Annotated in this window: 24 protein-coding genes; 23 read left to right on the top strand and 1 reads right to left on the bottom strand. The window is 65.2% G+C overall.

Features of this window, described 5'->3' with window-relative positions; translation table 11 throughout:
- The first annotated feature begins 2 nt into the window (after positions 1-2).
- The 20 genes from EJ074_RS23335 to EJ074_RS23240 all read left to right on the top strand — a co-directional run bounded on the left by EJ074_RS23335 (position 3) and on the right by EJ074_RS23240 (position 20,940).
- Positions 3-497 (top strand): flagellar basal body-associated FliL family protein, encoded by a 495-nt coding sequence (locus tag EJ074_RS23335; protein ID WP_095806241.1) that lies wholly within the window; start codon positions 3-5, stop codon positions 495-497.
- A complete protein-coding gene (fliP, locus tag EJ074_RS23330; RefSeq protein ID WP_095806242.1) occupies positions 494-1,225 on the top strand; it encodes a flagellar type III secretion system pore protein FliP in 732 nt (243 codons plus the stop codon). The genes EJ074_RS23335 and fliP overlap by 4 nt, the downstream gene beginning before the upstream one ends.
- Before the next feature lie 224 nt (positions 1,226-1,449).
- On the top strand, positions 1,450-2,334 hold the full coding sequence (locus tag EJ074_RS23325) for a flagellin (protein ID WP_095806243.1): 885 nt from the start codon (positions 1,450-1,452) through the stop codon (positions 2,332-2,334).
- 239 nt (positions 2,335-2,573) lie between these two features.
- A complete protein-coding gene (locus tag EJ074_RS23320) occupies positions 2,574-3,458 on the top strand; it encodes a flagellin (protein ID WP_095806244.1) in 885 nt (294 codons plus the stop codon).
- Between the two features lie 170 nt (positions 3,459-3,628).
- Positions 3,629-5,296, top strand: coding sequence for a flagellar basal-body MS-ring/collar protein FliF (gene fliF / locus EJ074_RS23315; RefSeq protein WP_095806245.1), 1,668 nt, complete (start codon positions 3,629-3,631; stop codon positions 5,294-5,296).
- A 3-nt stretch (positions 5,297-5,299) separates the two neighbouring features.
- Positions 5,300-5,917, top strand: coding sequence for a hypothetical protein (locus EJ074_RS23310; protein WP_095806246.1), 618 nt, complete (start codon positions 5,300-5,302; stop codon positions 5,915-5,917).
- A complete protein-coding gene (locus tag EJ074_RS23305) occupies positions 5,914-7,374 on the top strand; it encodes a MotB family protein (protein WP_129553818.1) in 1,461 nt (486 codons plus the stop codon). Before EJ074_RS23310 ends, EJ074_RS23305 begins: the two co-directional genes overlap by 4 nt.
- Entirely contained in the window at positions 7,371-8,834 is a 1,464-nt protein-coding gene (locus tag EJ074_RS23300) for a chemotaxis protein MotC (RefSeq protein WP_095806247.1), read from the top strand. Before EJ074_RS23305 ends, EJ074_RS23300 begins: the two co-directional genes overlap by 4 nt.
- Positions 8,831-10,213: a flagellar hook-length control protein FliK gene (locus EJ074_RS23295; RefSeq protein WP_095806248.1), complete on the top strand. Its 1,383-nt coding sequence runs from the start codon at positions 8,831-8,833 to the stop codon at positions 10,211-10,213. Before EJ074_RS23300 ends, EJ074_RS23295 begins: the two co-directional genes overlap by 4 nt.
- Complete coding sequence (locus EJ074_RS23290) at positions 10,143-10,733, top strand: transglycosylase SLT domain-containing protein (RefSeq protein ID WP_095806249.1); 591 nt, start codon at positions 10,143-10,145, stop codon at positions 10,731-10,733. The genes EJ074_RS23295 and EJ074_RS23290 overlap by 71 nt, the downstream gene beginning before the upstream one ends.
- 224 nt (positions 10,734-10,957) lie before the next feature.
- Positions 10,958-11,626, top strand: a complete 669-nt coding sequence (locus tag EJ074_RS23285) for a response regulator transcription factor (RefSeq protein WP_095806250.1) — start codon at positions 10,958-10,960, stop codon at positions 11,624-11,626.
- Between the two features lie 88 nt (positions 11,627-11,714).
- Positions 11,715-12,968, top strand: a complete 1,254-nt coding sequence (locus EJ074_RS23280) for a flagellar hook protein FlgE (RefSeq protein ID WP_095806251.1) — start codon at positions 11,715-11,717, stop codon at positions 12,966-12,968.
- Positions 12,969-13,000: 32 nt separating this feature from the next.
- Positions 13,001-14,455 carry a flagellar hook-associated protein FlgK gene (gene flgK / locus EJ074_RS23275; protein WP_129553817.1) on the top strand — a complete coding sequence of 485 codons (1,455 nt, stop codon included), beginning with the start codon at positions 13,001-13,003 and terminating at the stop codon, positions 14,453-14,455.
- Positions 14,456-14,458: 3 nt separating this feature from the next.
- Positions 14,459-15,508, top strand: coding sequence for a flagellar hook-associated family protein (locus EJ074_RS23270; protein ID WP_095806253.1), 1,050 nt, complete (start codon positions 14,459-14,461; stop codon positions 15,506-15,508).
- A gap of 22 nt (positions 15,509-15,530) precedes the next feature.
- Positions 15,531-15,878, top strand: a complete 348-nt coding sequence (gene flaF, locus EJ074_RS23265; RefSeq protein ID WP_095806254.1) for a flagellar biosynthesis regulator FlaF — start codon at positions 15,531-15,533, stop codon at positions 15,876-15,878.
- Entirely contained in the window at positions 15,875-16,312 is a 438-nt protein-coding gene (gene flbT, locus EJ074_RS23260; protein ID WP_095806255.1) for a flagellar biosynthesis repressor FlbT, read from the top strand. Before flaF ends, flbT begins: the two co-directional genes overlap by 4 nt.
- Before the next feature lie 6 nt (positions 16,313-16,318).
- On the top strand, positions 16,319-16,726 hold the full coding sequence (flgD, locus tag EJ074_RS23255; RefSeq protein WP_095806256.1) for a flagellar hook assembly protein FlgD: 408 nt from the start codon (positions 16,319-16,321) through the stop codon (positions 16,724-16,726).
- Positions 16,727-16,746: 20 nt separating this feature from the next.
- On the top strand, positions 16,747-17,013 hold the full coding sequence (gene fliQ / locus EJ074_RS23250; RefSeq protein WP_027165133.1) for a flagellar biosynthesis protein FliQ: 267 nt from the start codon (positions 16,747-16,749) through the stop codon (positions 17,011-17,013).
- A 246-nt stretch (positions 17,014-17,259) separates the two neighbouring features.
- Positions 17,260-19,122 carry an asparagine synthase (glutamine-hydrolyzing) gene (gene asnB, locus EJ074_RS23245; protein WP_095806257.1) on the top strand — a complete coding sequence of 621 codons (1,863 nt, stop codon included), beginning with the start codon at positions 17,260-17,262 and terminating at the stop codon, positions 19,120-19,122.
- Positions 19,123-19,296: 174 nt separating this feature from the next.
- The gene (locus EJ074_RS23240) at positions 19,297-20,940 is read left to right on the top strand and encodes an MFS transporter (RefSeq protein ID WP_095806468.1); all 1,644 of its coding nucleotides are present in this window, start codon (positions 19,297-19,299) and stop codon (positions 20,938-20,940) included.
- Positions 20,941-20,943: 3 nt separating this feature from the next.
- Here the strand turns inward: EJ074_RS23240 and EJ074_RS23235 are convergent, their stop codons facing one another.
- Positions 20,944-22,725: a chloride channel protein gene (locus EJ074_RS23235; RefSeq protein ID WP_095806258.1), complete on the bottom strand. Its 1,782-nt coding sequence runs from the start codon at positions 22,723-22,725 to the stop codon at positions 20,944-20,946.
- A gap of 220 nt (positions 22,726-22,945) precedes the next feature.
- Here EJ074_RS23235 and flhA point away from each other — a divergent pair, with 220 nt between their 5' ends.
- The 3 genes from flhA to EJ074_RS23220 are packed head-to-tail and all read left to right on the top strand — an operon-like array spanning position 22,946 to position 26,167.
- Positions 22,946-25,033 carry a flagellar biosynthesis protein FlhA gene (gene flhA / locus EJ074_RS23230; protein ID WP_095806259.1) on the top strand — a complete coding sequence of 696 codons (2,088 nt, stop codon included), beginning with the start codon at positions 22,946-22,948 and terminating at the stop codon, positions 25,031-25,033.
- The gene (gene fliR / locus EJ074_RS23225; RefSeq protein WP_095806260.1) at positions 25,030-25,782 is read left to right on the top strand and encodes a flagellar biosynthetic protein FliR; all 753 of its coding nucleotides are present in this window, start codon (positions 25,030-25,032) and stop codon (positions 25,780-25,782) included. The genes flhA and fliR overlap by 4 nt, the downstream gene beginning before the upstream one ends.
- 1 nt (position 25,783) lies before the next feature.
- Positions 25,784-26,167, top strand: a complete 384-nt coding sequence (locus EJ074_RS23220; RefSeq protein WP_095806261.1) for a hypothetical protein — start codon at positions 25,784-25,786, stop codon at positions 26,165-26,167.
- Positions 26,168-26,183: the final 16 nt, after the last annotated feature.

Below are 26,183 nucleotides of genomic sequence, written 5' to 3'. Positions count from 1 at the left end.
ACGTGGCGAATGTCGAGCAGGCGCAGCCCAGGAAGGGACCATCTCTTGTGGTCCAGCTCGCCATGCTGCTGGTCATGACGGGCGCCGCGGTCGGCATGGGCTGGGTCTCCGGCGGCTATCTCAAAGAGGGCGAAGGCCCGAAGCCGGTCCCCGTCGCACCGGAAAACGCCGGCGAGGGCGAAAGGCCAGCCGAAACCGGCAAGCCGGTTGCCGGTCCCACGGTTGTCCCGCTTGCGGCGATCACCACCAATCTCGCCTCGCCCAGCGAGGTCTGGATGAGGCTGGAGGCATCGGTGCTCTATGACGCGCCGCAATCGTCGGAAATGACCGACCAGATTCATCAGGACCTGCTCGCGTTCATACGCACGCTGAAGATGCACCAGATCGAGGGCGCCAGCGGCTATCAGCATCTGAAAGCCGATCTCGAGGAGCGCGCGGCACTGCGCAGCGGCGGCCACGCCAAACAGATACTGATCAGGACGATGCTGCTCGAATGAGAAAGTTCCTCGTCGCCACGGCGCTCGTCGTCCTCACCACTTCGCTCGCCACGGCCCAGCAGCTCGATCTCGGCGGCATCGGCCGGGCCGACGGCACCACCGTCGGCTACATCATCCAGATGTTCGGCCTGCTCACCGTGCTCTCGGTGGCGCCGGGCCTGTTGATCATGGTGACGAGCTTCACCCGCTTCGTCATCGCCTTCTCGATCCTGCGTGCGGGCATCGGCCTGCAGTCGACGCCGGCCAACCTGATCCTCATCTCGCTGTCGCTGTTCATGACCTTCTACGTCATGGCGCCGACTTTCGATCAGGCCTGGAATACCGGCGTCAAGCCGCTGATGGACAACCAGATCACGCAGGCCGAGGCCTTCGACAAGATTTCCGACCCGTTCCGCACCTTCATGCTGCACAATGTGCGCGACAAGGATTTCGACCTGTTTGCCGACCTGGCCCGCGAGCGCGGCCAGACCGTCTCGCGCGAGACCGTCGACCTGCGCATCCTGGTTCCGGCTTTCATGATCTCGGAAATCAGGCGCGGCTTCGAGATCGGCTTCCTCATCGTGCTGCCGTTTCTCGTCATCGATTTGATCGTCGCCACCATCACCATGGCCATGGGCATGATGATGCTGCCGCCGACGGTGGTCTCGCTGCCGTTCAAGATCCTTTTCTTCGTGCTGATCGACGGCTGGAACCTTTTGGTCGGCAGTCTGGTGCGATCCTTTACCTGACTGCCGCATGCGGCGCCGGGCTGGTGCCGTCACGCGCAACTATCGCACAAATACAGCTTCGATTAACCGTCGGGTTTAGCTCTTTGGTAGGGACTCATCTGCATAGTCCCTCCAGATGGCGGGTGATCGGGTCTCAGCGATCATTGGCATGATGCCGCACCGTCATACCGGAAGAGCCGGTATGTCAAAAAAACCAGCGTAAAAAAATCAAGGTACGAGTAGCCATGTCCAGTATCATGACCAATTCTGCGGCTCTGACCGCCCTCCAGAGCCTGAACAACACCAACAAGCAGCTCGAGATCACCCAGTCGCGCATTTCGACCGGTTATCGCGTCGCCACCGCTTCCGACAACGCCGCCTACTGGTCGATCGCCACGTCGATGAAGTCCGACAACAAGGCTCTCTCGGCCGTTCAGGATTCGCTCGGCCTCGGCGCCGGCAAGGTCGACACCGCCTATACCGCCATCAACGACGTCAAGGACCAGGTCGACGAGATCAAGACCAAGCTGGTCACTGCCCGCGGCGCCAGCCAGGAAGACCAGCAGAAGATCGCGACCGAAATCAAGGCCATCCAGGACCAGATCAAATCGTCGGTCACCAACGCCAACTTCGCCGGCTCGAACCTGCTGCAGAACGACGGCACGGCGGCGTCCGACCTGAAGATCGTCGCTTCCTATAACCGTACCGGCGCGACCGTCACCATCGACACCATCAACGTCGCTGCTGCCGACACCCAGGTTCTCGACGTCGCCGGCACCGGCGGCATCGTCGGCGGCCTGCTCGCCGCGACCTTCTTCGACCCGAGTTCGGCTGCCGTCGCTGACACGGCCATCGACACCGCGCTCGGCACGGTTGAAACGGCGCTCGGCAAGCTCGCTACCGGCGCCGCCTCGCTCGGTGCCGCCAAGTCGCGCATCGATACCCAGCAGAGCTTCCTCTCGAACCTCTCCGACTCGATCGACAAGGGCGTCGGCTCGCTGGTCGATGCCGACATGAACAAGGAATCGACCCGTCTGCAGGCGCTTCAGGTGCAGCAGCAGCTCGGCATCCAGGCGCTGTCGATCGCCAACGGCAACTCGCAGTCGATCCTGTCGCTCTTCCGCGGCTGATCGCTCCAAACGCTCCAGTCATTTGCATCGGGCCGCGCGACCAGCGCGGCCCGATTTTCGTTGCGTGAATGTTTGCCTTCCCGTGTTCAGAGCATGGCTTTAACGCGCCATTAACGATGACGCGCTAGTTATGGTTAACCAATCGCTATGACGGGCAGACCGGTAGGTCGAAAGGCATGACGCCCCCGCCGAAGGTTGACCGGCATGCGCAGGCATGTCTGCTTTGAAAGGGGTGTATCTTGGCAAGCATCATGACCAACGCCGCGGCATTGACCGCGCTTCAGAGCCTGAACAACACCAACAAGCAGCTCGAGACCACCCAGGCGCGAATCTCGACCGGCTATCGCGTCGCAACCGCTTCCGACAACGCCGCCTATTGGTCGATCGCCACGTCGATGAAGTCCGACAACAAGGCTCTCTCGGCCGTTCAGGACGCGCTCGGCCTCGGCGCCGGCAAGGTCGACACCGCCTATACCGCCATCACCGACATCAAGGACCAGGTCGACTCGATCAAGGCCAAGCTGGTTACCGCCCGCGGCGCCAGCCAGGACAACCAGCAGAAGATCGCGACCGAAATCAAGGCCATCCAGGAACAGATCAAGTCGTCGGTCACCAATGCCAGCTATGCCGGCTCCAACCTGTTGCAGAACGACGGCACGGCCGCTTCCGACCTGCAGATCGTCGCCTCCTACAACCGTACCGGCACGACGGTAGCCATCGACACGATCAACGTTGCGGCCACCGACACGCAGGTGCTCGACATCGCCGGCACTGGCGGCATCGTCGGCGGCCTGCTCGCCACGACCTTCTTTGATCCGAGCTCGGCTGCTGTCGCTGACACGGCAATCGACACCGCCCTCGACAGCGTCGAAACGGCGCTTGCCAAATTAGGGACCGGCGCTGCCTATCTCGGCGCCGCCAAATCGCGCATCGACACCCAGCAGAGCTTCCTGTCGAACCTCTCCGACTCGATCGACAAGGGCGTCGGCGCGCTTGTCGACGCCGACATGAACAAGGAATCGACCCGCCTGCAGGCCCTGCAGGTGCAGCAGCAGCTGGGCATCCAGGCGCTGTCGATCGCCAATGGCAACTCGCAGTCGATCCTGGCCCTGTTCAAGAGCTGATCCCCAGCCTGACTTCCTCGCTCTTCGGAAGGCCGCGCCCCCAGCGCGGCCTTTTTTGTTTCGCGGCGGGTCGGTTCCACCGCACGGGCGTCGGACAGCGCACTATCATCCTCGCACAAGCTTCACCGTCTAGTCTGCCGGCGGACAGTCATGCTGGGAGCGGTTGAATCGTGCCGGAACAGATCCAGAGCATCATTGCGAATCTGCGCAACTTCGGCGTCAGGCGTCTCGCTCTGATGGGCGGCATCGCTGCCCTGGTCATGACCGTCATCGGCGTCGCCTCGATCTACCTCAACCGTCCCGCCTACGAGACGCTCTATGTCGGGCTCGATCGCTCCGATGTGAACCAGATCGGCCTGGTGCTGGGCGAGGCCGGCATCGGCTTCGATGTCGGTGCCGACGGCACCTCGGTGCTGGTGCCCGCCGGGACCACGGCGCAGGCGCGCATGCTGCTGGCCGAAAAAGGCCTGCCCACCAGCGCCAATGCCGGTTACGAGCTGTTCGACAATGTCGGCTCGCTCGGCCTGACCTCCTTCATGCAGCAGATCACCCGCGTGCGGGCGCTGGAAGGCGAGATCGCACGCACCATCCAGTCGATCGCCGGCATCAAGGCAGCCCGGGTCCACATCGTGATGTCCGAGCGGGCCAACTTCCGCCGCGACGAGCAGCAGCCTTCGGCATCGGTCGTCATCCGCTATTCCGGCATTGACGCCCAGAAGAGCGCGATGTCGATCCGTCACCTCGTCGCCGCGGCGGTGCCCGGGCTCTCGGCCGACAAGGTCACGGTGCTCGATTCCAACGGCAACCTGCTTGCTGCCGGTGACGATCCCTCCAACACCAGCGCCGCCCGCACGCTCGGCGTCGAGCAGACGGTCGAGGCGCAGATCGGCGACAACATCCGCCGGGCGCTGACGCCCTATCTCGGTCCCGACAATTTCCGCGCCAGCGTCAAGGCCGACGTCAACACCGATACCCGCCAGACGGAAGAGACCATCTTCGATCCGGAATCGCGCGTCGAGCGGTCGGTGCAGTCGGTGCGCACCAACGAGGCCAGCAACCAGAAACAGGCCACGACCCCGACCAGCGTCGAGCAGAACCTGCCCCAGACCGAGGCGCCCAGCACCGAAGGGCCGCAGTCGTCCTCACAGAACGATCGCAAGGAAGAGATCACCAACTACGAGATCAACTCGAAGAAGATCGCCACCGTTTCCAACGGCTATTCGGTGAACAAGATGTCGATCGCGGTGGTCGTCAACCAGGAGCGGCTCAAGACCATCCTCGGCAAGGACGCCACGCCGGAGCAGATCGCCAAGCGCGTCGCCGAAATCCAGAAGATGGTGGCTTCCGCCAGCGGCTTCGACGACAAGCGCGGCGACGTCATCGACGTCTCTGCTGTCGAGTTCATCGACGGCCTCGACGGCGAGCCGGTCGACCAGCCTGGTATCCTCGCCTCCATCGGCACGTACACCGGCACGCTCATCAATGCCGGCGCCTTCATCATCGTCGTCTTCCTGGTCGCCTTCTTCGGCCTGAAACCGATGGCTGCCGCGCTGACCGCCTCGGCCAAGCCGGCGGCTCTCACCGGCCCGAGCTTCGACGACGTCCAGCGCTCGCTGCCGACACCCGAAGCACCGGTGGCCGCGATCACCGCCGAGGCCCCGCCGCCGTCCATCGGCGCCATACCGGGAACACGCCCCGGCGCCACCCCGCTCGATGACCTGCGCCAGAAGATCCGGCCGGCTCCGCAGGAGCGGCTGGCGCGCATGGTCGACCTCAATGAGGAGCGCACCGCGCAGATCCTGCGCAAATGGGCTGCAGCGCCGGAGGCAGCGGTATAGGCCATGGCTTCGGCACTCTTCGATCTCCTGCCCGATTTCGGCGCGCGCGCTCCTCGCGCCGGCCAGGCGCCGCCCGCCGCCGAGCACAAGCCGGCCGAACCGGCGCCGCAAGCCGATATCGGCGCGCTGATCGCCGAGGCGGTCGCCGATGCAGAAGCCGCGCTGGAGGCGCGTCTGGCGCTGGCGCACCAGGCGGCGCTCGACGCCGAGCGCCAGGCTAACGACGAGGCCGCGCAAGCATTTCTGGAAAGTTTCGGCGGCGATCTTGGAGCGGCGGTCGCCGCCCGCATCGACACCATGGAGGCCCGCGTCAGCGAACTCGCCGGCGCGACCATTGCCCGCATCATCGGTGGCCTCCTCAGCGAGGATCTGCAAAAGCGTTCGCTGGCCGCGCTTTCCCGCGCGATAGGCGCCGCAGTCGCCGACAGCGAGGCGGTGCGCATCGGCGTTCGCGGACCGCTTTCGCTGTTCGAACCGCTGAGGCAGGCGCTTGGGTCCCGTGCCGCCAATCTCGATTTCGCCGAAGTCCCGGGCTTCGACCTCACCGTGACGATCGATGAGGCGGTGTTCGAGACGCGCATCGCCGAATGGTCGGCCTCGCTTTCGGAGGCCTTGTCATGAGCGCCGTCGACCACGGCGAGGCCGTTCACGAGATCATCATCGTCAAGCGCAATCACGACGGGCATGACGACGGCCACCACGGCGGCGTCTGGAAGATCGCCTTCGCCGACTTCATGACCGCGATGATGTGCTTCTTCCTCGTCATGTGGCTGATCAATGCAGCCAACGAGCAGACCAAGGCCGCCGTCGCCAGCTACTTCAATCCGGTCGAGTTGATCGACCGCAACTCCAGCCGCAAGGGCCTGGAGGACCTCGGCGACGGCCCGAGCAAGGTGGGCCTGACCGCCGACAACCCGCAGGATGGCGCAAGCAAGGCGGGCGAGGACGGCAAGGGCGGTGCCGGCTCTTCCGATCGCAAGCAGACGAAACAAGCCACGCAGAAACCGTCCGACTTCTCCGACGAGCATCTATTCGCCGATCCCTATGCCGTACTCGCGGAAATCGCCACCGACACCGGCGTGATGCAGAACGTCAGCGCCAAGGGCGAAGGCGGCGCGCGGAATGCCGGCCCGGCGACCGGCGCCTCCGGTGGCGAATCCTATCGCGATCCGTTCGCGCCTGATTTCTGGTCGCAGCAGGTAGCCACGCCCGGTGCCGAAGCCAGTGCCGAACGACAGAAGATCGAAGGCGATCCGGCCAAGCCCGGAGACAAGATCGCCGAGAGCCAGGTGCCGAAGGTCAAGGCCGTGCCACCGGCGCCGCCGCAATTGGAAGCGCCGCTCGAGCCCTTGACGGGGCCGCAGAAGCCGGGCGCCAAGCCAGTCGCCGGATCGGCTGGGGCGAAAGGCGCGGCCGGCGAAGGCGAAGAGAGCAAGGGCGAGAAAATCCGGGGACGGATAGCCGAGGTCGACAAGGCTGAGGCCGAACAAGCTCAGGCCGAACAGGCCATCGCGACCGATGCGAAAACCGAAATCGAACAGGCCGAGCCGGCCAAGCCGGAGATGGCAGAGGCTGAGCCGGTTTCCGACAAGGGCGAAAGGGGCCCGAGCAGCGCCGCCCTCGAGGCCGCGGCCGAAATCAAGCAGGAATTGGCCAAGGCCTTCGCGCCGGGCGAGAAGCTGGCGGAGGGCGTCTCCGTCGAGGCCACCGACAAGGGCGTCGTCATCTCGATCACCGACCAGCTCGACTTCGGCATGTTCGAGATCGGCTCCGCCGTGCCGCGACGCGAAATGGTGCTGGCGATGGAGAAAATCGGCCACATCATCAACGAGAAGAAGGGCACGATCACCATCGGCGGCCATACCGATGCGCGGCCGTTTCGCAGCGATGCCTATGACAACTGGCGGCTGTCCACCGCGCGCGCCCATTCCGCCTACTACATGCTGGTGCGCGGCGGCGTCGACGAAAGCCGCATCACCGAGGTCGCCGGTTTCGCCGACCGTCAGCCCAAGATCGCAACCGATCCGCTGGCGGCGGCCAACCGCCGCATCGAGATCCTGATGGCGACCGGCGGATGAGAGCCAGGACCGTCATCGGCCGCGCCATCGGTCTGCTGCTGCTCGGTGCAGGATCGATTCCCGCGGCCTTCGCGCAGGACGCCTTGCAGCCTTACCAGCTGGTCCGCTCGCTGCAGTTGGTCCAGGATCGCATTGCCGGCGGTGACCATGCCGCGCTGCCCATGCAGGCCAAGCTTCTCGAGCTGGCCGATGCCAGGCTGCGCGCCGCCGATGCCGAGGACTTCAAGGACCCCAAGAACTTTCGCGCGTTGCTCGTCTACGGCATGAGCGGCGGCAATCCCGTCACGGTCGCGGCAGCGGCTTCGCGTGCGACGGCCGACCCGCAGAGCCTCACCATCGCCAAGGGCATCGTTGCCTACCTGAACGGCCAACCCGCGGTGGCGATCGAAATCCTGAGGCCGATCGATCCGATGAGCGTCCCGAGCGACCTTGGTGCCTTCCTGGCCTTGGTCAAGGGTTCGCTGCTTGCGCCCGAACAGCCCACCGCGGCGCTTGCCCTGCTCGACGAGGCCCGCCTGCTCAGTCCCGGCACTCTGGTCGAGGAGGCGGCACTTCGCCGTTCGGTCGGCATCGCGGCGGCGCAGGGCGACGCGGCACGCTTCGCCCTTGCCTCGACCCAGTATGTCGAAGCCTTTCTCTATTCGCCCTATGCCAGCCAGTTCGCTGATTCCTTCGTTTCCGGGGTCATCGCGCTGCATATGTCGATCAGCCAGGACAAGCTCGCCGACATCACCGCGATGATGGATCCCGAGCGCGAGAAGGTGATCTATCTGCGCATCGCCCGCCGGGCCGCGATCGATGGACTTGCGGACCTTTCCGCCTTCGCCTCGGCGCGTGCCGAGCAGGGCCGGGACGGCAACGACAATCAGGACGATCCCCGTGCCCAGCTCTACTCCAGCCTGTCCACGGTGACCTCGGCCACCATAGAAGACGTACGCCAAAAGCTCGGCAAGATCGACCGCGGCAAGCTCTCCGAGGGCGATCGCGCTTTGCTCGACGCAGCGCAAGCCATCGCCGACGGGGTCGTTGCGCGGCCTGCCGCTGCCTCGCCAGAAGCGGTAGCAGCAGGCCTTGCGCCCAAGCCCGTCGAGGTGCCTGAGCCGCAATCGGCGGCTGACAACGCCGCGGAGACCGACCCAGACGCGGCGGGCCTGCCGCCGGTGGAAGGCGCGACGTCCGAGAAGCCGGCCGTCGCGGCATCGAGCGAGCCAGCCGCGCCCGCGCCTCTGGACGCCTCGGCACCTGGCGACGCGCCCCCAACAGCACCGGCATCGGCAGAGCCGACGGCCGCCGCCGCGGAACCGGCAGCGCCGGGAACGGTCGTGCCGGCCCCCGTCGTGCCAGCTTCGGCATCGGCGCCGGCAGGGCTCGATCCCCACGACCCCACCGACGCCGCCATGATGACCGCGCGCCGAAAACTCGAACAGATCGACCAGCTACTTGGAGCAGCTCCCCAATGACCCCCAGCCTTGGCCAGGCCCTTTCGGGAATTGTGTCCGCCGCTGCCCACTCGAAGCCGTCCGCTGCGGATGCCAAGAGCAAGGATGACAGTTTCGGCGACATGGTGAAGGGCACCGAAAAGCAGCCGGGCCGGCACGCTCAGCGGCAGGCAGCACTGCAGACCACGCCACCGTCGGCGCGCGCAGCCAGGGATTCCGCGCAGACGAAACTGGCCGACGACGAACCGGACGCCGCTGCTTCTTCAGGACCGACGGCCGGCAAGGCCGAGAAGGAGCACCGCGAGCCTGGGCAGCTCGACGCCGGCGTCGGCGGCGACGCGACCGGCGTGGCCGCGAATATGCCTTCGCTTCAGGACCGGCTACCGCTGCTCGTAGCGCTGCATGAGATGAGGCAGTTCTCGACCTCGCCCGGCGCCGCCACGGACGAAGTCGCTGCGGAAACCTCGGTCCCGGCTGGGACCCACGAACCGCGAATTCCCGAACTCTTGGCTGCCGGCGATAAGGCGCAATCCGTGCTGGCCGAAGATGCCGCCGCCGGCGCCGTCGCTCGCTTCAGCCGCGCCACCACCGCCACTGCGTATTCGGCTATCGAACGCAGCCAGGCATTGACTGCCGGGACCGGGTTCGACGAACCGGTGCAGCGTGGCGATCGGTCGCCTGCACAGCAGCAGGACCGTGACGCAGTCGATATCGCGGAGCTGACCTCCAAGCGGCCGGCGCCGGAGACGAAGGAGCCCGAGACAATCAAGCTGTCCACCTCGTCCGCGCAGGTGAAACAGGCTTCGTCGGCCGGGCGCATCGATGTGGTCGCCCAGCAGAGCTTTCCCGTGCCGGCGCAAAATCCGATGAGCCAGACGGCATCGGCGCTGATCGAGGCGATCGCCTCGGACGAAGGCGTTCAGCAGGCCTTCTCGAGCGCTCCGACGCGCTCACAGCCGACCAATTCTGTTGCCGTTCCGACACATGTCCTGAAGATCGAGTTGCACCCTGCCGAGCTTGGCGCGGTGACGGCCAGCCTGCGCCTCTCCGGGGAGCAGCTTTCGATCGAGATGAAGCCGGAGACGCACGAGGCTCACCGCCGTCTGACCGCCGACAGCGATGCCATCGTCAAGTCCATGCGCAGCCTCGGCTTCGACGTCGACACGGTCACCATCCTGCAACCCTCGATAGCAGCCCATGCGGCCGGCCGCGCCGATGCAACCAGCGCGTCGCCGCTGTCGGGGGGCCGTGATCAGCCTTCGTTCCAACCGGGGAATTCGGGAGGCAACAGTGCCGGGGGCGACCGGCAACCGGGAAGGAACGACGGCCATGGCGCACAGGAATTCGGCCGCGCGGCTTCGCCTCTTCGCGAGCGCGCTGGCGACGATATGTATATTTAGCGTCGGTTCCGGCGCCGCAGCCGCGGCCGCCAACCCATGCGAGCCGGAGATCCTGCGCGCTGCCGATCGTTATGGCGTGCCGGCCGGGATCCTTTATGCGGTCGGCCTCACCGAGACCGGCAAAAAGGGCAGCCTTCAGCCTAACGCCATGAATATAGAAGGAAAAGCCGTCTTTCCGCGCAGCCGGGGCGAGGCGCTTGCCAGGTTCGAGAGTGCCCGCCGCGAAGGCAAGACGCTGATCGACCTCGGCTGCATGCAGATCAACCATCGCTATCACGGCGCGCAGTTCAGCAGTGTTCAGGACATGCTCGACCCGCACCAGAACGTCGATTACGCGGCGCGCTTCCTGGCCAGTCTCCATGCCCGTCACGTGACCTGGTCGATGGCCGTCGCCCGCTACCATGCCGGCCCCGACAACGACCCCGCGCAGAAGATCTATGTCTGCCGGGTCATCGCCAACATGGTCGCGACCGGCTTCGGCAAGTGGACGCCGAACGCCAGCGCTTTCTGCAACCAATAGTTGCTACGTCGGACGGCGGCCAACCATCCTCTCCGCGCGCCGTTCTCAGAGGCCCGGCGTCGCCTGCGCCTTGTCGCTGCCACGTCACCCGCGCGACCGCTTTATTACGGCTCTCCAAAAAACTCCCAAGAAAATAGCTACAAGAAATGACGGTTTTTCAGGATTCGCCGCACCCGCTAGGCCTTTCCGCACGGGGCAGATGAGATGATTCGGAGGGCGGGCCGATGATCGTGATCGTTGATGAGCGCGAGCTCGTAACTGAAGGCTACAGCTCACTTTTCGATCGCGAGGGCGTTGCCACCGCGGGGTTCGCGCCGGGCGAGTTCGGCGAGTGGGTGAGTTCCGCAGCCGACACCGATCTGAGATCGGTCAGGGCCTTCCTCATCGGCGACTGCCGCGAAGGCGCCATCTCGCCGCGCCAGATCCGTGACCGCACCGGCGCGCCAGTGATCGCGCTCAGCGAACAGCATTCGCTCGAACACACATTGCGGCTGTTCGAAAGCGGCGTCGACGACGTGGTGCGCAAGCCTGTCCATATCCGCGAGATTCTGGCCCGCATCAGCGCCATACGCCGCCGAGCCCATGAAGAAGCGGCCTATACCGAGGTCGGCTCGATGCGCATCTTCATGGACGGGCGCGATCCGGAGATCGATGGCGAGCCGCTGCCGCTGCCGCGCCGTGAGCGCCGGATACTGGAATATCTGGCCAGCAATCGCGGCCGGCGCGTGACCAAGACACAGGTCTTCAACGCCATCTACGGCATCTTCGACGAAGAGGTCGAGGAGAACGTGGTGGAGAGCCACATCAGCAAGCTGCGCAAGAAGCTGCGCGAGAGGCTCGGTCACGACCCGATCGATTCCAAGCGGTTCCTCGGCTATCGGCTGGTGTTTTGATGGCCGGCGCAACCATTTGCCCCGCCAGCCTCGCGCAAGACAAGAGGCATAGCTTGTAGCTTCCACCAGGCACTGCGGAGAAGTATCGATGAGCCTCTACGGAATGATGCGGACCGGCGTTTCCGGCATGAATGCCCAGGCCAACCGCTTGTCCACCGTGGCTGACAACATCGCCAACTCCGACACCACCGGCTACAAGCGCTCCTCGGCGGAATTCTCGACGCTGATCATGCCGACCACCGGCGGCGCATACAATTCCGGCGGCGTCACGACCACCATCCGCTCGGCCATCGGTTCGCAGGGCGTGCTGCAATACACGACCTCGGTCTCGGATCTCGCCGTCAACGGCGACGGTTTCTTTGTCGTGCAGGATGCCGGCGGCACCCCTTATCTCACGCGCGCCGGCGCCTTCGTGCCGGACGCCGAGGGCAAGCTGGTCAACGCCGCCGGCTATCAGCTGATGGCCTACAGCTACGCCAATGGCGATCCGGCGGCGACCGCCAACGGTTTCGAAGGCCTCGTGCCGGTGCAGATCTCCGATCAGGAGATGACGGCGACGCCGAGCACGGAAGGCAATTTCAATGGCAACCTGCCGGCCGGCGCGACGCCGCCCTCCGGTCCCTTGCCCTCCAGCAACGATCCCACCGCCGAGTACACCTCGAAGTCCTCGCTGGTTGCCTACGACAATCTCGGCAACAAGGTGCTGCTCGACGTCTATTTCACCAACACCGGCACCGGCACCTGGGAGGTCTCGGTCTTCGACCAGTCGCAAGCGACCGCCGGCACGTCCTTCCCGTACACGGGCGGCGCGCTGGGCACAGCCAATCTCACCTTCGACACCACCACCGGCAAGCTCACCGGTGCGACCACGGGCATCTCCTTCACGGTGCCGAACGGCGCGACCCTCGACCTCGATCTGTCCAAGCTGACGCAACTCGGCGCCGGCTTCACCGTCTCCAATGCCAACGTCAACGGCAATCCGCCAAGCACGATCGAGAAGATCCAGATCGGCAGCGACGGCATCATCTACGCACAGTTCGAGGACGGCTCGACCAAGCCGCTCTGGAAAATCCCGCTGGCCGACGTCCAGAGTCCCGACAACCTCACCGCCATGCCCGGCAATGTCTACGTGCAGAGCGCCGACTCCGGCACTGTGCGCATCGGCTTCGCGAATGAAGGCAAGCTTGGCTCCATCGTCTCGGGGGCTTTGGAGAACTCCAACGTCGATATCGCCGAGGAACTGACCAACATGATTGCAGCGCAGCGCAGCTACACTGCCAATTCCAAGGTCTTCCAGACGGGTTCCGATTTGATGGATGTCCTGGTCAACTTGAAGAGATAACCGGCGGGCGCCGGCCCGCGTGAAAGACCCGCATGTCGCTTTCCACCGCATTGAGCATCGCCCAGTCGGCGCTTCTGGCCACTTCGAAGCAGACCAGCGTTGTTTCGCGCAATGTCGCCGACGCGTCGAACACAGACTATGCTCGCCGCGTCGCCGTGGTCACCAGCACGGCGCCCGGCGCCCGATCGGTGGAAATCCAGCGGGCGACCAACGATCTCCTGTTTCGCCAGAACCTGAGCGCGCTTTCGGCTTCCAGCGGCCAGAGCGCGCTGTATGCCGGCATGGACCAGCTCGACCTGTCGGTCAACGGCGTCGACAACGCATCGTCCGCCTCGACCGCGATCGCCAATCTGCAGCAGGCGCTGCAGCTTTACGCGACGACGCCGTCGAACCAGAACCTCGGCGCCAACGTCATCGACGCGGCCAAGCAGGCGGTGCGATCGCTGAACGACGGCACCACGGCAATCCAGGACTTCCGCACCCAGACCGACAGCCAGATCGCCACCGCCGTCAGCGATCTCAATTCGCTGCTCGGTCAGTTTCAGGACGCCAACAAGGCTGTCATCTCGGGCACCCGCTCGGGCACCGACGTCTCCGACGCGCTCGATCAGCGCGACGCGATCCTGAAGAAGATCGCCGAATACGTTCCGATCTCGACCTTCACGCGCGGCGACAACGACATGGTGATCACCACCACCGACGGCACGACGCTGTTCGAGACGGTGCCGCGTTCGGTGACATTCACGCCGTCGTCCGGCTATTCGGCCGGCGCTGCCGGCAGCAGGGTCTACATCGACAACGTGCCGCTGTCGGCCGGTTCCGGCGACAACACCACCGCCGTCGGCAAGCTTGCCGGCATGATCAAGCTGCGCGACAGCGTCGCCTCGACCATGCAGAGCCAGCTCGACGAAATCGCCCGCGGCCTCATCACCGCCTTCGCCGAGACCGCGCCGGCACAGCCCGACGCCGCGGGCCTGTTCACCTGGTCGGGCGCGCCGTCGATCCCGCCGGCGGGCACGTTGGTCGACGGCCTCGCGGGTTCGATCAGCGTCAACGCCGCCTTCGATCCGAGCGCCGGCGGCAACCCCGCGCTCCTGCGCGACGGGGGTGCCAACGGGTTGGCCTATGTCTCAAACACCGCTGGCGCCGCTTCCTATTCCGACCTGTTGATCGCCTACTCCGACAGGCTGGATCAACCGATGGCATTCGATACGTCTGCCGGCATCACCATCACCTCCGGCGTTTCCGACTATGCGGCCAACGCGATCGGCTGGTTCGAGGGCGTGCGCCAGCAGGCATCGACCAATGCCGACGCCAAGGAGGCGCTGGCCACGCGCACGGCCGAGGCGCTGTCGAACGACACCGGCGTCAATGTCGACCAGGAAATGTCCCTGCTTCTCGACCTCGAGCACACCTATCAGGCATCGGCCCGCATGATGAAGACCGTCGACGACATGCTGGATGCCCTGCTGGGCGCGGTGGGATAAGCCATGAAAGCGACAGCCGTTTCCTCAGCCGCCATCTCCAACGCCCTGCGCTACCAGCAGATGCGCATGCAGGCTGATCTCGTCAAAGCGACGACGGAAACCCAGACCGGCAAGGTGGCGGATGTCGGCCTCGCGCTTGGCGGGCGCACGACCCAGGCCGTCACCTTCCAGCGCGATCTCGACCGGCTCAACGGCATCATCGATTCCAATTCGCTGGTCGCCGCGCGCCTGACATCGACGCAGGATTCGCTTGGCCAGCTGTCGGATGTCGCGCAGGACCTGCTGACGGCGCTGACCAGCGCCGTGTCGGGCGACTCCTCGACCAGCGTCACGCAGACCTCCGGCGCCACCGCGCTGCAGCAGATGACGGCCATCCTCAACACCAGCGTGAATGGCGAATATCTGTTTGCCGGCACCAACACCGACGTCAAGCCGATAGACGATTTCAGCGCCGCCGGTTCACCCGCCAAGGCAGCGTTCGATGCTGCCTTCACCAGCTACTTCGGATTCCCCCAGAACGACCCGGCCGCCGCGGGCATCACCGCCGCCCAGATGGACGATTTCATCACCACCGCCGTCGAGCCGCAATTCCTGGGCTCCGGCTGGCAGACCAACTGGTCGAGCGCGACGGACGATCAGATCACCAGCCGCATCGCCTTGAGCGAGACCACCCAGACCTCGGTCAGCGCCAACGAGCAGGGCATCCGCAAGCTCGCCATGGCGGCTGCCATGGTCAGCACTCTCTTTACCGGCAAAATCAGCGAGGCGGGCCAGAACACGATCGTCAGCCGCGCGCAGAAGCTGGTCGGCGAAGCCATCGGCGGCATCGTCCAGGTGCAGTCCGAAGCCGGCCTCGCGCAGAAGCGCGTTTCCGACGCCAGCGACCGCATGAAGACCCAGGTCGATCTCTTCGAGAAGCACATCATCGACCTCGAAGGCGTCGATCCCTCCGAGGCCGCGACCCGCGTTGCCGACCTGACGCAGCATATTGAGACGTCCTTCGCCCTGACCGCGCGCCTGCAGCAACTCAGCCTGTTGAACTACCTGACCTGACAACCGGAACCGAGCTTCCACGATGTATCAATTCTCCTACGCCGACATCCAGACCGACTCCGTCGCCGATGCCAAGGACCGGGAGCGGCAGCTCTTGACCCGTTCGATCGACATGTTGGCCGCCGCAGCGGCCGTCGGCCATGACTCGATGGAAGCGGTCGAGGCGCTGCATTTCACCAATCGCATCTGGACCACCTTCGTCGAGGATCTCGGCTCCAGCGAGAATGCCCTGCCGAAGGAACTGCGCGCCAACCTGATCTCGATCGGCCTGTGGCTGCTGCGCGAGACGGAGGACATTCGGCAGGGCCGAACCAGCAATTTCGAAGGCTTGATCGAGGTGTCGCAGATCATCCGGGACGGTATCCAATGACCAACACGCTCAAGATCTCGCTGAAGCCGAACGAGAAGATCTACATCAACGGTGCCGTCATCCGCGTCGACCGCAAGGTCTCGCTCGAGCTGATGAATGACGTCCAGTTTCTGCTGGAGAGCCATGTCATCCAGGCCGACCAGGCCTCGACGCCGCTGAAGCAGCTCTATTTCATCGTGCAGATCATGCTGATGAACCCGCAGGGCGCCTCCGAAGCCCGCGAGATGTTCCGCCGCTCGCTGCCCTTGCTGATCGCCAGCTTCGAAGACGGTGAAATCTGCAGCGCGTTGAAGCAGATCGATCGCATGGTCGGCGAGGATCACATTTACGAAGCGCTGAAGGCGATCCGGGCGCTGTATCCACTGGAACGCCGCGCGCTTGGCGGCAATGACGACGTTGTGGAACCGCCGCGCGCGCTGGCAATGGGAGCATAGGGGACGATGACCGTTGACATGACGACGACCATTCCGGCGGGCGCCAACTCGACCACCACGGCGACCTCCAAGACCGCGGTCGACTACCAGTCGTTCCTGAAGCTTCTGATTGCCGAGATGAAGAACCAGGATCCGACCAAGCCGATGGACTCCACGCAATATGTCGCGCAGCTCGCGACGTTCTCGCAGGTGGAGCAGTCGGTCCAGGCGAACACCAAGCTCGACCAGATCATCCAGTCCTCGGCGCTGTCGCAGGCAGACGCCCTGATCGGCCGCTCGATCACCTCCGCCGACGGCAAGACGACCGGAACGGTTGCTTCGGTGAAGCTCGCCAGTAGCGGCCTGATCGCCGTGCTGCAGAACGGCACGGAAGTCCCGGTCGGCACCGGCGTCTCGATCAAGCCGGCCAGCTAGGCAGACAGCGCGATCCAGCCATGAACGAGGCCGACGCCCTCGATATCGTCCAGTATGCGGTGTGGACGGTGCTCACCGCCTCCGCGCCGGTGGTGCTGGTGGCGATGGCGGTCGGCATCGGCATCGCGCTCATCCAGGCGCTGACCCAGATTCAGGAGATCACGCTGACCTTCGTGCCGAAGATCGTCGCCATCATGCTGGTGGTGGCGTTGACCGGCCCGTTCATCGGCAGCCAGATCTCGGCCTTCACCAATGTGATCTTCGAGCGCATCGAGCACGGCTTCTGATCCGTGCCCGTCACCTCGATGTCCTGAGCCGGAAGACCGCTTGCGGCCCGTCTTGTCGCGGCTAGAGCAATTCCAGGAAAAACGTGAAACGGCTTTCCGTCCGGAGTTGCGTCAAAACAAAGGGATAGAGCGGTTTGCCGTTTCCGTGAAACGGTGAACTGCTCTAGATTGTGACCCGCGCCGTCTTCGGCGGTGTAGGACGGTCTTCGGGGACGCGATGGATCAGGCAAAGGCGGCCGAGGGGCCATGTGCGGGATAGCCGGCGTCTGGCGAAAGCGCGCTCCGATCGGCGCCGGTGATCGTTCCGACATTGCCCGCATGATGCAGGCTCTGGCGCATCGCGGCCCTGACGATCACGACAGCTGGAGCAACGCTAGGCTGGCGCTCGGCCATCGCCGGCTCAGCATCATCGACCCCTCCCCTGCAGCGCGTGAGCCGATGCTGACCGCGGCCCGCGACGGCGTGCTGTGCTACAACGGCGAGGTCTTCAATTACCGCTCGCTGCGCAAGAACCTGGAAGCGGAAGGCCTGCAATTTCGCACCGTCTCCGATACCGAGGTGGTGCTCCTGGCCCTGCATCACTGGGGCCCTGACAAAGCCGTGCCGCTGTTCGACGGCATGTTCGCATTCGCCTATTTCGATGCCCGCGACGGCGCGCTTTGGCTTGCCCGCGATCGGCTGGGGATCAAGCCGATGTCGTTCGCCGACACCGGCCAGCGGCTGCTGTTTGCCTCCGAGGATAAGGCGATCCTCGCCTGCGCCGGCTTTGCGCTGAAAGCAGACGCGCGTGAGATCACATTGCGGCTGGCCTGGCAGAGCCGCGATTCGAGCTTCAGCGTCTTCGACGGTATCGAACGCCTGCCGCCTGCGGGGCTCTGGAAGATCACCGAAGACACGGTCGAGAAACGCCGGTACTGGCATGTGCTCGACGTCCTCGACACATCGCGCATCGTCGGCGACAGGACGTCCGACGCCGAGCAGATGGCGGCGCTTGCGGGACTGCTGGAACAAAGCGTGGAGCTGCACTGCATCGCCGACGCCAACCTCGCCACCGCCTGCAGCGGCGGCATCGATTCCGGCCTGATCACGGCACTTGCGAGGCGCTACAGGCCTCGGATGCACGGCTATGTCGTCGATCCAAAGCTCGGCCGCAGCGAGGCTGGGAGCGCCGAGCGGACCGGACGCCACGTCGGCGTCAGTCTCCGCCGCGTGCCCATCGACCGGGACGGGTTCTTCGATCTCTGGCCGCGCGCGATCTGGCATCTCGAAAGCGACGGCTGGCACGCCAGCGTGGCCGGCCTGTTGGCGCTCGCCGACCGATGCCGGGCAGATGGCGTCAAGGTGCTGCTCACCGGCGAGGGCGCGGACGAACTGTTCGGCGGCTACAAATGGCAGGCGTCCACCATGAGGTTGTGGCGCCCCTCGTGGCTGCGGCGCCTGCTTCGCTCAAAGTCGGTCGATCGGAAATTCGCGCAGCTTCGCCGCGCTCCTTTCCGCAACTCGATCGGCCGCGGCTCGCCATGGGATCGCAACATCGTGCTGAGGGCCTTGTCGCCGGAGTTGAATTTCCTGCAAACCAAGCTGTTCGACCGGCTCGAGGGCGTGAACCCGGAGAGCGACCGCGCCTTCCTGGCAAGTTGCCTTTACGATCTCTATTCGCATCTGCAGGACCTGCTGCACCGGCATGACCGTCTCAGCATGGCTGCGTCCGTCGAGCTTCGCGTTCCCTTCCTGGAGAACCGGCTGATCGATTTCGCCATCCATCTGCCGAGGCGTCAGAAGTACCGCAACAGAACCGGCAAATGGCTGCTGAAGAAGGTCGCGGAACAGCACCTGCCGCGAGAAAACGTCAATGCGTCAAAGATCGGTTTTGAGATGTCAGCGGCATTCTCGGCCGGAACGCAAGGCCTGCTGCGCGGCGGTCACTTGCGTGACGCTATGAAATGGTCGGCATCCGAGCTGGATGATCTTATCGAGCTGGCAAGGAGCCAGGAATCGTCCCGGCTGCGGCTCGTCGGCATGGAAATGCTGCTGCGCCTCAATACAGGCGGCGAAACGATCAGCGGCCTGACTGAGGCGCTGCACGCCGCAGCAAGGGACGGCCGCTAGCGCAGTTTCAGGAAGGGCTGGTTGGTCCAGACCCGCAAGATGCTTGGCCTAAGGCCGCACCGACGCATTTTCGCCTTTGCCTTACTGTTGTTGGACCACGATCCTTGGCGAGTCGCCGCGCGGCCGAGGCTTGTGGGGCGGGCGGAAACCTGCAGCAAAGGCGGGACAACGATCATGATCGATGACGAGCCGGAAAGCGAACGCGTCTCCGCGCTGGCGCCTTTCCAGCACGGCATCTTCCGCGCCGTCTGGTCGGCCAGCCTGGTGTCGAATTTCGGCGGCCTGATCCAGGGCGTCGGCGCCGCCTGGATGATGACCACCATTGCCACCTCTTCCTACCAGGTGGCGCTGGTCCAGGCCTCCACCACTTTGCCGATCATGCTTTTCGCGCTCGTCGCCGGCGCTATCGCCGACAGCTTCAACCGCCGCAAGGTCATGCTGGTGGCACAGATCTTCATGCTGGTCGTCTCGGCGCTGCTCACCATGTTCACCTGGTTCGGCTGGATGACACCGTGGACGCTGCTTGCCTTCACCTTCCTGATCGACAGCGGCACGGCGCTGAACAGCCCGTCCTGGCAAGCCTCCGTCGGCGATATTGTGCCGCGCGCCAAGGTGCCGGCCGCCATCGCGCTCAACTCGATGGGTTTCAATATCACGCGCAGCGTTGGCCCGGCGATCGGCGGCGTCATCGTTGCCGCCGCTGGCGCAGCCGCCGCCTTCGCCGCCAACGCCATCAGCTATATCGGCCTGATCTTCGTGCTGTTCCGCTGGAAGCCGAGCCTGCCCGAGCCGACGCTGCCGCGCGAGTCGCTTGGCGCCGCGATGGGCGCCGGCCTGCGCTATGTCGCCATGTCGCCCAACATCGCCAAGGTGCTGGTCCGCAGTTCGGCTTTCGGCTTCAGTGCCGGCGCGGTGCTGGCGCTGCTGCCGCTGGTGGCGCGCGATGTCGTCAAAGGCGATGCATTGACCTACGGCATCATGCTCGGCGCCTTCGGCATCGGTGCCGTCGGCGGCGCGCTGATCAGCGTCAGGCTGAGACAACTGCTATCCAGCGAGATGATGGTGCGCATGGCCTTCGCCGGCTTCGCGCTCTGCGCCTTCAACGCTGCCGTCAGCCTCAATGCCTGGCAGACATCGGCGGGCTTGCTCATCGGCGGCGCCTGCTGGGTGATTGCGCTCTCGCATTTCAACGTCACGGTGCAGATGTCGACGCCGCGCTGGGTGGTCGGCCGCGTGCTTTCCGTCTACCAGACAGCGACTTTCGGCGGCATCGCGCTGGGCAGTTGGATCTGGGGTGTCGTCGCCGACGCGCATGGCGCCGAGACCGCATTGATCGCGGCCGCGGTCGCGATGCTGGCCGGCGGCGCCATCGGCTTCTTCCTGCCGCTGCCGCAGCAGCCGACGCTCAATCTCGATCCGCTCAACCGCTTCAAGGAACCGATGCTGGCGCTCGATCTAAAGCCACGCAGCGGCCCCATCGCCATCATGATCGAATACATCATTCGCGAGGAGGACGTGCCGGAGTTCCTCGCCACCATGGCCGAGCGCGGCCGCATCCGCCGCCGCGACGGCGCCCGCAACTGGACGCTCGCCCGCGATTTGGAAAATCCCGGCATCTGGATCGAGCACTACCACACACCGACCTGGATCGAGTACATCCGCCACAACCGGCGTGCGACCCATGCCGACGCCGTCGTCGGCGAGCGCATCCGCGCTCTTCACAGCGGCGAGAACCCACCGCGCGTGCGCCGCATGATCGAGCGCCCGACGACCGCCGGCACGGCCCTTGTCTCGCCAAAGGGCCCGATCGAGCACTGACTTCTACCCCTCGCCGGAGAGATCCCGCCGCGCCTTGTCGAGTTCTTCGGCATAGCGCCGCATCAGGTGGCTTTCAGTGAGCAGACCAAGAACGATGCGATCGTCGAAATCCTCCACCACGGCCAGTTCCTCGGCGCCCGCGCGCTGGAAGGTTTCGGCGGCCGACTGGACGTTCATCGACGGCACCAGCACCGCATCCTTGAATTGGGCCATCGCCCGCACCGGTGTGGCGCCGTCCGACAGATCGCTGTGCAGTTCGGCGACCAGCAGCACGCCGACATAGTGCTGGCCCTGCTCGACCGCGATGACGCGCTGCGCCGAGCCGAGCGGGATTTCCTTGCGGAACTCGGCCAGCGTCGTCGCGGCATCGATGGTGCGGACGTCCTTGCGCATCATCGACCCCGCGGTGAGGCTGCGCATCCAGCCGACGTCGTGGGCGCTGCGGATGGTCTCGCCGCGCAGATGGAAGCGCCAGGTCGAGAACGAATACCCGAAGGTTTCGCGCACCAGGATCGCCGATATGATCGAGGCCGCCAGCACCACGCCTGTCAGCGTCAGGTCGCGTGTCGATTCCAGCGCCAGGAAGGTCATGGTCAGCGGGCCGCCGACGACGCCGACGGCAAGCGAGGTCATGCCGACGACGGCGGCGACCGCCGGGTCGATGCCCGTCGCCGGCGCGGCCAGCGCCATCACGCCGGCAAAGACTTTTCCGAGCAGCGCACCCAGGAACAGCGAGGCGAAGAACAGGCCGCCGCGAAATCCCGAGCCCAGCGAGATGGCGGAGGCGGCAAGTTTCAGTACGAAGACGCTGGCTACCACGCCAATCGCATAGTTCATCGCGAATTCGCGGTGCAGTGCGCCGTGGCCGCTGGAAAGCACCTGCGGCGTGACCAGCCCGAGCAGCCCGACGACGATGCCGCCGATGAAGGGTCGAAGCGAGGCGTCGATCGTCAGTCGCACGAACAGGCGTTCGACGATGCTCACCAGATGCATGATGGCGATCGAGGCGGCGCCGCCGAGCAGACCGAGCAGCAGGAACGGCACATATTGGCTGGCGGTCAGCGTCGGCAGGCCGGACAGTTCAAGCGGAAACGGCACGCCGCCGAACATTTCCGCCGTCAGCGAGGCCGCGATCGATGCCGTCATCACCGGCGCGACATTGGCGACGGAATAGATGCCGATGACCAGCTCGAAGCCGTAGAATGCCCCGGTCAGCGGCGCGTCGAAGGCGGCCGCGATCGCACCCGCGGCGCCGCAGCCGACCAGGACGCGGACGTCGTTGCGGCGCAGTTTGAAGGCGCGCGCCAGCCGCGAGGCGATGCCGGAGCCGATCTGGGTGTACCCTGCCTCGAGCCCGACCGAGGCGCCGAAGCCGCTGGAGATCATCGTCTGGCCGACGATGATGAACGTATCGGTGAGCGACATGCGCCCGCCATAGAGCGCATTGGCTTCGATCGGGTCGACCGGCGTGCGGAATTTCCGCTTCCGCAGCCAGATCACGGAGAGGCCGAGCAGCAGGCCGCCGATTGCCGGAAATGTCGCCTGCGCCGGGCTGGCCAGCGAAAACATCGCCGAGAGCCTTCCGCCCGGCTGCACGTCGAAGAGCAGCCAGTGCATGCCTTGCACGAACTCGCTCATGCCGGTGACCAGCGCGCCCGCGATCACGCCGACAAGGCCCGCCATCAGCACGATGACGATGCCGCGCGCCTCGAGCACGGGGATCGAACTGATCAGCACCGCGCGAAGCCGGCGGGCATAGACTTGCGGTTCGTTTCTGGCAGGCAACGGAGCGGCTCGCCGGCGTATGCGGGTGATGGAAAGCTGCCGTGCCTGATACGCCCGGCGGCATTGCGTGGCAACCGCAATGCCGATCGCTTGTGGCGCCATTTTGGCGCTGCGCCGAAATACGAAGCTCGGGACGTAGCCGGTCTCCCACCTTCGCGCAAGCTTGGAGGACTACGGTCGAAAGGCTGCCTTGCGCGGCAGACTGGAATTTGGGGACGATATGGCGATCAGCGAAACACTCCCGTCGGGCCTGGTGGCCAAGAACGGCCGCGACGTCTTCTTCGCCCTCGGCATCGTCGTCATCCTGGCGGTGCTATTCCTGCCGATCCCGGCCTTCCTGATCGACATCGGCCTCGCCTTCTCGATCGCGCTCTCGGTGCTGATCCTGATGGTGGCGCTGTGGATCCAGCGGCCGCTGGATTTCTCGTCCTTCCCGACGGTGCTGCTGATCGCGACCATGCTGCGGCTGTCGCTCAACATCGCCACCACCCGCATGATCCTGTCGCATGGCAACGAAGGCACGCATGCCGCCGGCTATGTGATCTCTGGCTTCTCCAAGCTGGTGATGTCGAGCGACTTCGTGATCGGCCTCATTGTCTTCATGATCCTGATCGTGGTGAACTTCATCGTCATCACCAAGGGTGCCACCCGCATCGCCGAGGTCGGCGCGCGCTTCACCCTCGATGCCATCCCCGGCAAGCAGATGTCGATCGACGCCGACCTCTCGGCCGGCATGATCGACGAGAAGACGGCGCAACTGCGCCGCCGCGAGCTGGAGGAGGAATCCTCCTTCTTCGGCTCCATGGACGGCGCCTCCAAATTCGTGCGCGGCGACGCCATCGCCGGCCTCATCATCACCGCCATCAACATCGTCGGCGGCATCGCCATCGGCTACCTGCGCCACGGCATGGGCCTCGGCCAGGCAGCCGATGTCTTCATCAAGCTGTCGGTCGGCGACGGTCTCGTCACCCAGATTCCGGCGCTCATCGTCTCGCTCGCGGCTGGCATGCTCGTCTCCAAGGGTGGCACCCGCGGCTCGGCCAACCAGGCCGTTTTCGGCCAGCTCGGCGCGCATCCGCGCGCGCTTTATGTGGCGGCCTCGCTGCTCATCATCCTGGGCCTGATGCCCGGCCTGCCGCTGTTCCCGTTCTTTGCGCTCGCCGGCGCCATGGCCGGTCTCGGCTACGTCATACCGCTGCGCCACAGCCGGGCGCTGGCCGTCGCCGAAGCCCAGAAGAACAAGGAGAAGGCCGACAAGGCCGAGGAAGAGAAGAACTCGGTCAAGGCCTCGCTTGCCACCGCCGAGATCGAGCTTTTGATGGGCAAGCAGCTGTCGACCAGGCTGCTGGTGGCGCACCAGGAGCTGGTGTTCCGCATGTCCAAGATGCGCAAGAAATTCGCCCAGCAATACGGCTTCGTGGTGCCGGAAGTGCGCGTCGCCGACGACTTCGCCATTCCGCCGAAAAGCTACCAGATCAAGGTCCACGGCACGGTCGTGGCCGAGTACCAGATGCGGGTCGGCGAGATCATGGTGCTGCTCGGCACGCGTGGCGTGCCCGACATCCCCGGCGAGGAGATCCGCGAGCCGGCCTTCGGCATGCGCGCCTATTCCGTGCTGGAGACTTTCGCCGAGGATCTGAAACGCGAGAACTTCACCTTTGCCGACAACATGTCGGTGCTGCTCACCCATCTCTCGGAGGTCATCCGCAACAACCTGCCGCAGCTCCTGTCCTACAAGGACATGAAGGCGCTGCTCGAACGCCAGGACCCCGAATACCGCAAGCTCGCCGACGAGATCTGCACCTCGCATATCTCCTATCCCGGCCTGCAGGCGGTGCTGAAGCTGCTGCTTGCCGAGCGCGTCTCGATCCGCAATCTGCACCTGATCATCGAGGCCATCGCCGAGATCGCGCCGCATGTGCGCCGCACCGAGCAGATCGTCGAGCATGTCCGCATCCGCATGGCGCAGCAGATTTGCGGCGACCTCTCGGAGGGCGGCATGCTGAAGGTGCTGCGCCTCGGCAACCGCTGGGACCTCGCCTTCCATCAGAGCCTGAAGCGTGACGCCAAAGGCGAGGTGCGCGAGTTCGACATCGACCCGCGCCAACTCGAGGAATTCGGCCAGGACGCCACCAAGGCGATCCGCAAGCATCTGGAGGCCGGCGAGCGCTTCGTTCTTGTCACCGCGCCGGACGCGCGCCCCTATGTGCGCATGATCATCGAGCGGCTGTTCACGACGCTTCCCGTGCTCTCCCATGTCGAGATCGCCAAGGGCGTCGAGATCAAGGTGCTCGGGACGATCTCGTGAACGCGCTCTCGCAAGGCGTCGTCATCGCCGCCTTCCTCGCCTTCTGCCGCATCGGCGCCTGCTTCATGCTGATGCCGGGCCTGTCGAGCGCCCGCGTGCCGCTCCAGGTCCGGCTGTTCGTTTCGGTCGCCGCCACCGGCGGCCTGCTCGCCTTCCTGTGGGACCGCATCTTCCCCTTCGTCGATCCGCGTCCGCAGATCCTGGCGCCGATGATCGTCTCGGAGCTTCTGGTCGGCGGGCTGATCGGCGCCATGACCAGGCTCTACATGGAGGCGCTGCGCTTCATGGGCTCGGCTATCGCCATGATGATCGGCTATGGCGGCTCCGGCGGGCCGGCGATCGAGGAGCCCGAGCCGCAGGCGGCGCTTGCCGCCATCATCTCGTTTTCGGCGCTGCTTCTGCTCTTCGTCTTCGATTTCGACCACGAGATCGTGCGCGCGCTGGTCGCGTCCTACACGGTCGCCCCGGTCAACGTCTTCTTCAACCCGCAGGCCGCGCTGGTCGACCTCACCGACACGGTGTCGGACGCGTTCTTCCTGGTCATCCGCCTCGGCAGCCCCTTCGTCGCCTATGCCATCCTGGTCAACCTGACCATCGGCTTCGTCAACAAGCTGACGCCGCAGATTCCGGTCTATTTCATCTCGCTGCCCTTCGTCATCGCCGGCGGGCTGATCATCTTCTATTTCGCCATCGGAACCTTGCTGTCGCTGTTCGTCGATGGGTTCGTCGACCTGACGCTGGCGAGGTGAAATGACCACGCGCAAGGATCGCCTGAAGAAGCTGGTGCTGGTGCAGGAGCAATTGAAGGCGCTGCACGAGACCCGCCATGCCGGCTTCCTCGCGGCCGCCGCCGCGGCCGAAGCCGAGGCGAGGCAGCTTACCGAGCGTTTCGACGCCGACGGCTCGCTGGCCGGCCTGTTTCCGGAGCTATACCATCGCCGCATCGCCAATGCGCTGGAGCAGCAGGAGGCGAACCTTGAGAGTGCTCGCCAGGAAGCGGCGCTGATCGCCACCGCGACGGCACGCACCAACATGGTCGAGCGCGCCTACAAGGATGTTCGCCGTCGCGACGAGCGCGAGCGCACCGACCGCGAGCGGCTGGACCTCATCAGCCAGAAGCGGGGACATGAATAGAAGCGGTCTACCGCGG

The organism is Mesorhizobium sp. M3A.F.Ca.ET.080.04.2.1, assembly GCF_003952525.1.
Classification (GTDB): Bacteria; Pseudomonadota; Alphaproteobacteria; order Rhizobiales; family Rhizobiaceae; genus Mesorhizobium.
Note: the sequence above shows the minus strand (reverse complement) of the source record. Positions and strands in the feature narration are given on the sequence as shown.

Excerpts from the sequence above, each read along its gene's own strand:
- EJ074_RS23325 (WP_095806243.1), top strand. The coding sequence starts at position 1,450 with ATGTCCAGTATCATGACCAATTCTGCGGCTCTGACCGCCCTCCAGAGC.
- flbT (WP_095806255.1), top strand. The coding sequence starts at position 15,875 with ATGACCAACACGCTCAAGATCTCGCTGAAGCCGAACGAGAAGATCTAC.
- EJ074_RS23220 (WP_095806261.1), top strand. The coding sequence starts at position 25,784 with ATGACCACGCGCAAGGATCGCCTGAAGAAGCTGGTGCTGGTGCAGGAG.
- EJ074_RS23285 (WP_095806250.1), top strand. The coding sequence starts at position 10,958 with ATGATCGTGATCGTTGATGAGCGCGAGCTCGTAACTGAAGGCTACAGC.
- EJ074_RS23310 (WP_095806246.1), top strand. The coding sequence starts at position 5,300 with ATGGCTTCGGCACTCTTCGATCTCCTGCCCGATTTCGGCGCGCGCGCT.
- EJ074_RS23300 (WP_095806247.1), top strand. The coding sequence starts at position 7,371 with ATGAGAGCCAGGACCGTCATCGGCCGCGCCATCGGTCTGCTGCTGCTC.
- EJ074_RS23280 (WP_095806251.1), top strand. The coding sequence starts at position 11,715 with ATGAGCCTCTACGGAATGATGCGGACCGGCGTTTCCGGCATGAATGCC.
- EJ074_RS23295 (WP_095806248.1), top strand. The coding sequence starts at position 8,831 with ATGACCCCCAGCCTTGGCCAGGCCCTTTCGGGAATTGTGTCCGCCGCT.
- fliP (WP_095806242.1), top strand. The coding sequence starts at position 494 with ATGAGAAAGTTCCTCGTCGCCACGGCGCTCGTCGTCCTCACCACTTCG.
- EJ074_RS23270 (WP_095806253.1), top strand. The coding sequence starts at position 14,459 with ATGAAAGCGACAGCCGTTTCCTCAGCCGCCATCTCCAACGCCCTGCGC.
- flhA (WP_095806259.1), top strand. The coding sequence starts at position 22,946 with ATGGCGATCAGCGAAACACTCCCGTCGGGCCTGGTGGCCAAGAACGGC.
- EJ074_RS23305 (WP_129553818.1), top strand. The coding sequence starts at position 5,914 with ATGAGCGCCGTCGACCACGGCGAGGCCGTTCACGAGATCATCATCGTC.
- flaF (WP_095806254.1), top strand. The coding sequence starts at position 15,531 with ATGTATCAATTCTCCTACGCCGACATCCAGACCGACTCCGTCGCCGAT.
- flgD (WP_095806256.1), top strand. The coding sequence starts at position 16,319 with ATGACCGTTGACATGACGACGACCATTCCGGCGGGCGCCAACTCGACC.
- fliQ (WP_027165133.1), top strand. The coding sequence starts at position 16,747 with ATGAACGAGGCCGACGCCCTCGATATCGTCCAGTATGCGGTGTGGACG.
- asnB (WP_095806257.1), top strand. The coding sequence starts at position 17,260 with ATGTGCGGGATAGCCGGCGTCTGGCGAAAGCGCGCTCCGATCGGCGCC.
- EJ074_RS23290 (WP_095806249.1), top strand. The coding sequence starts at position 10,143 with ATGGCGCACAGGAATTCGGCCGCGCGGCTTCGCCTCTTCGCGAGCGCG.
- EJ074_RS23240 (WP_095806468.1), top strand. The coding sequence starts at position 19,297 with ATGATCGATGACGAGCCGGAAAGCGAACGCGTCTCCGCGCTGGCGCCT.
- flgK (WP_129553817.1), top strand. The coding sequence starts at position 13,001 with ATGTCGCTTTCCACCGCATTGAGCATCGCCCAGTCGGCGCTTCTGGCC.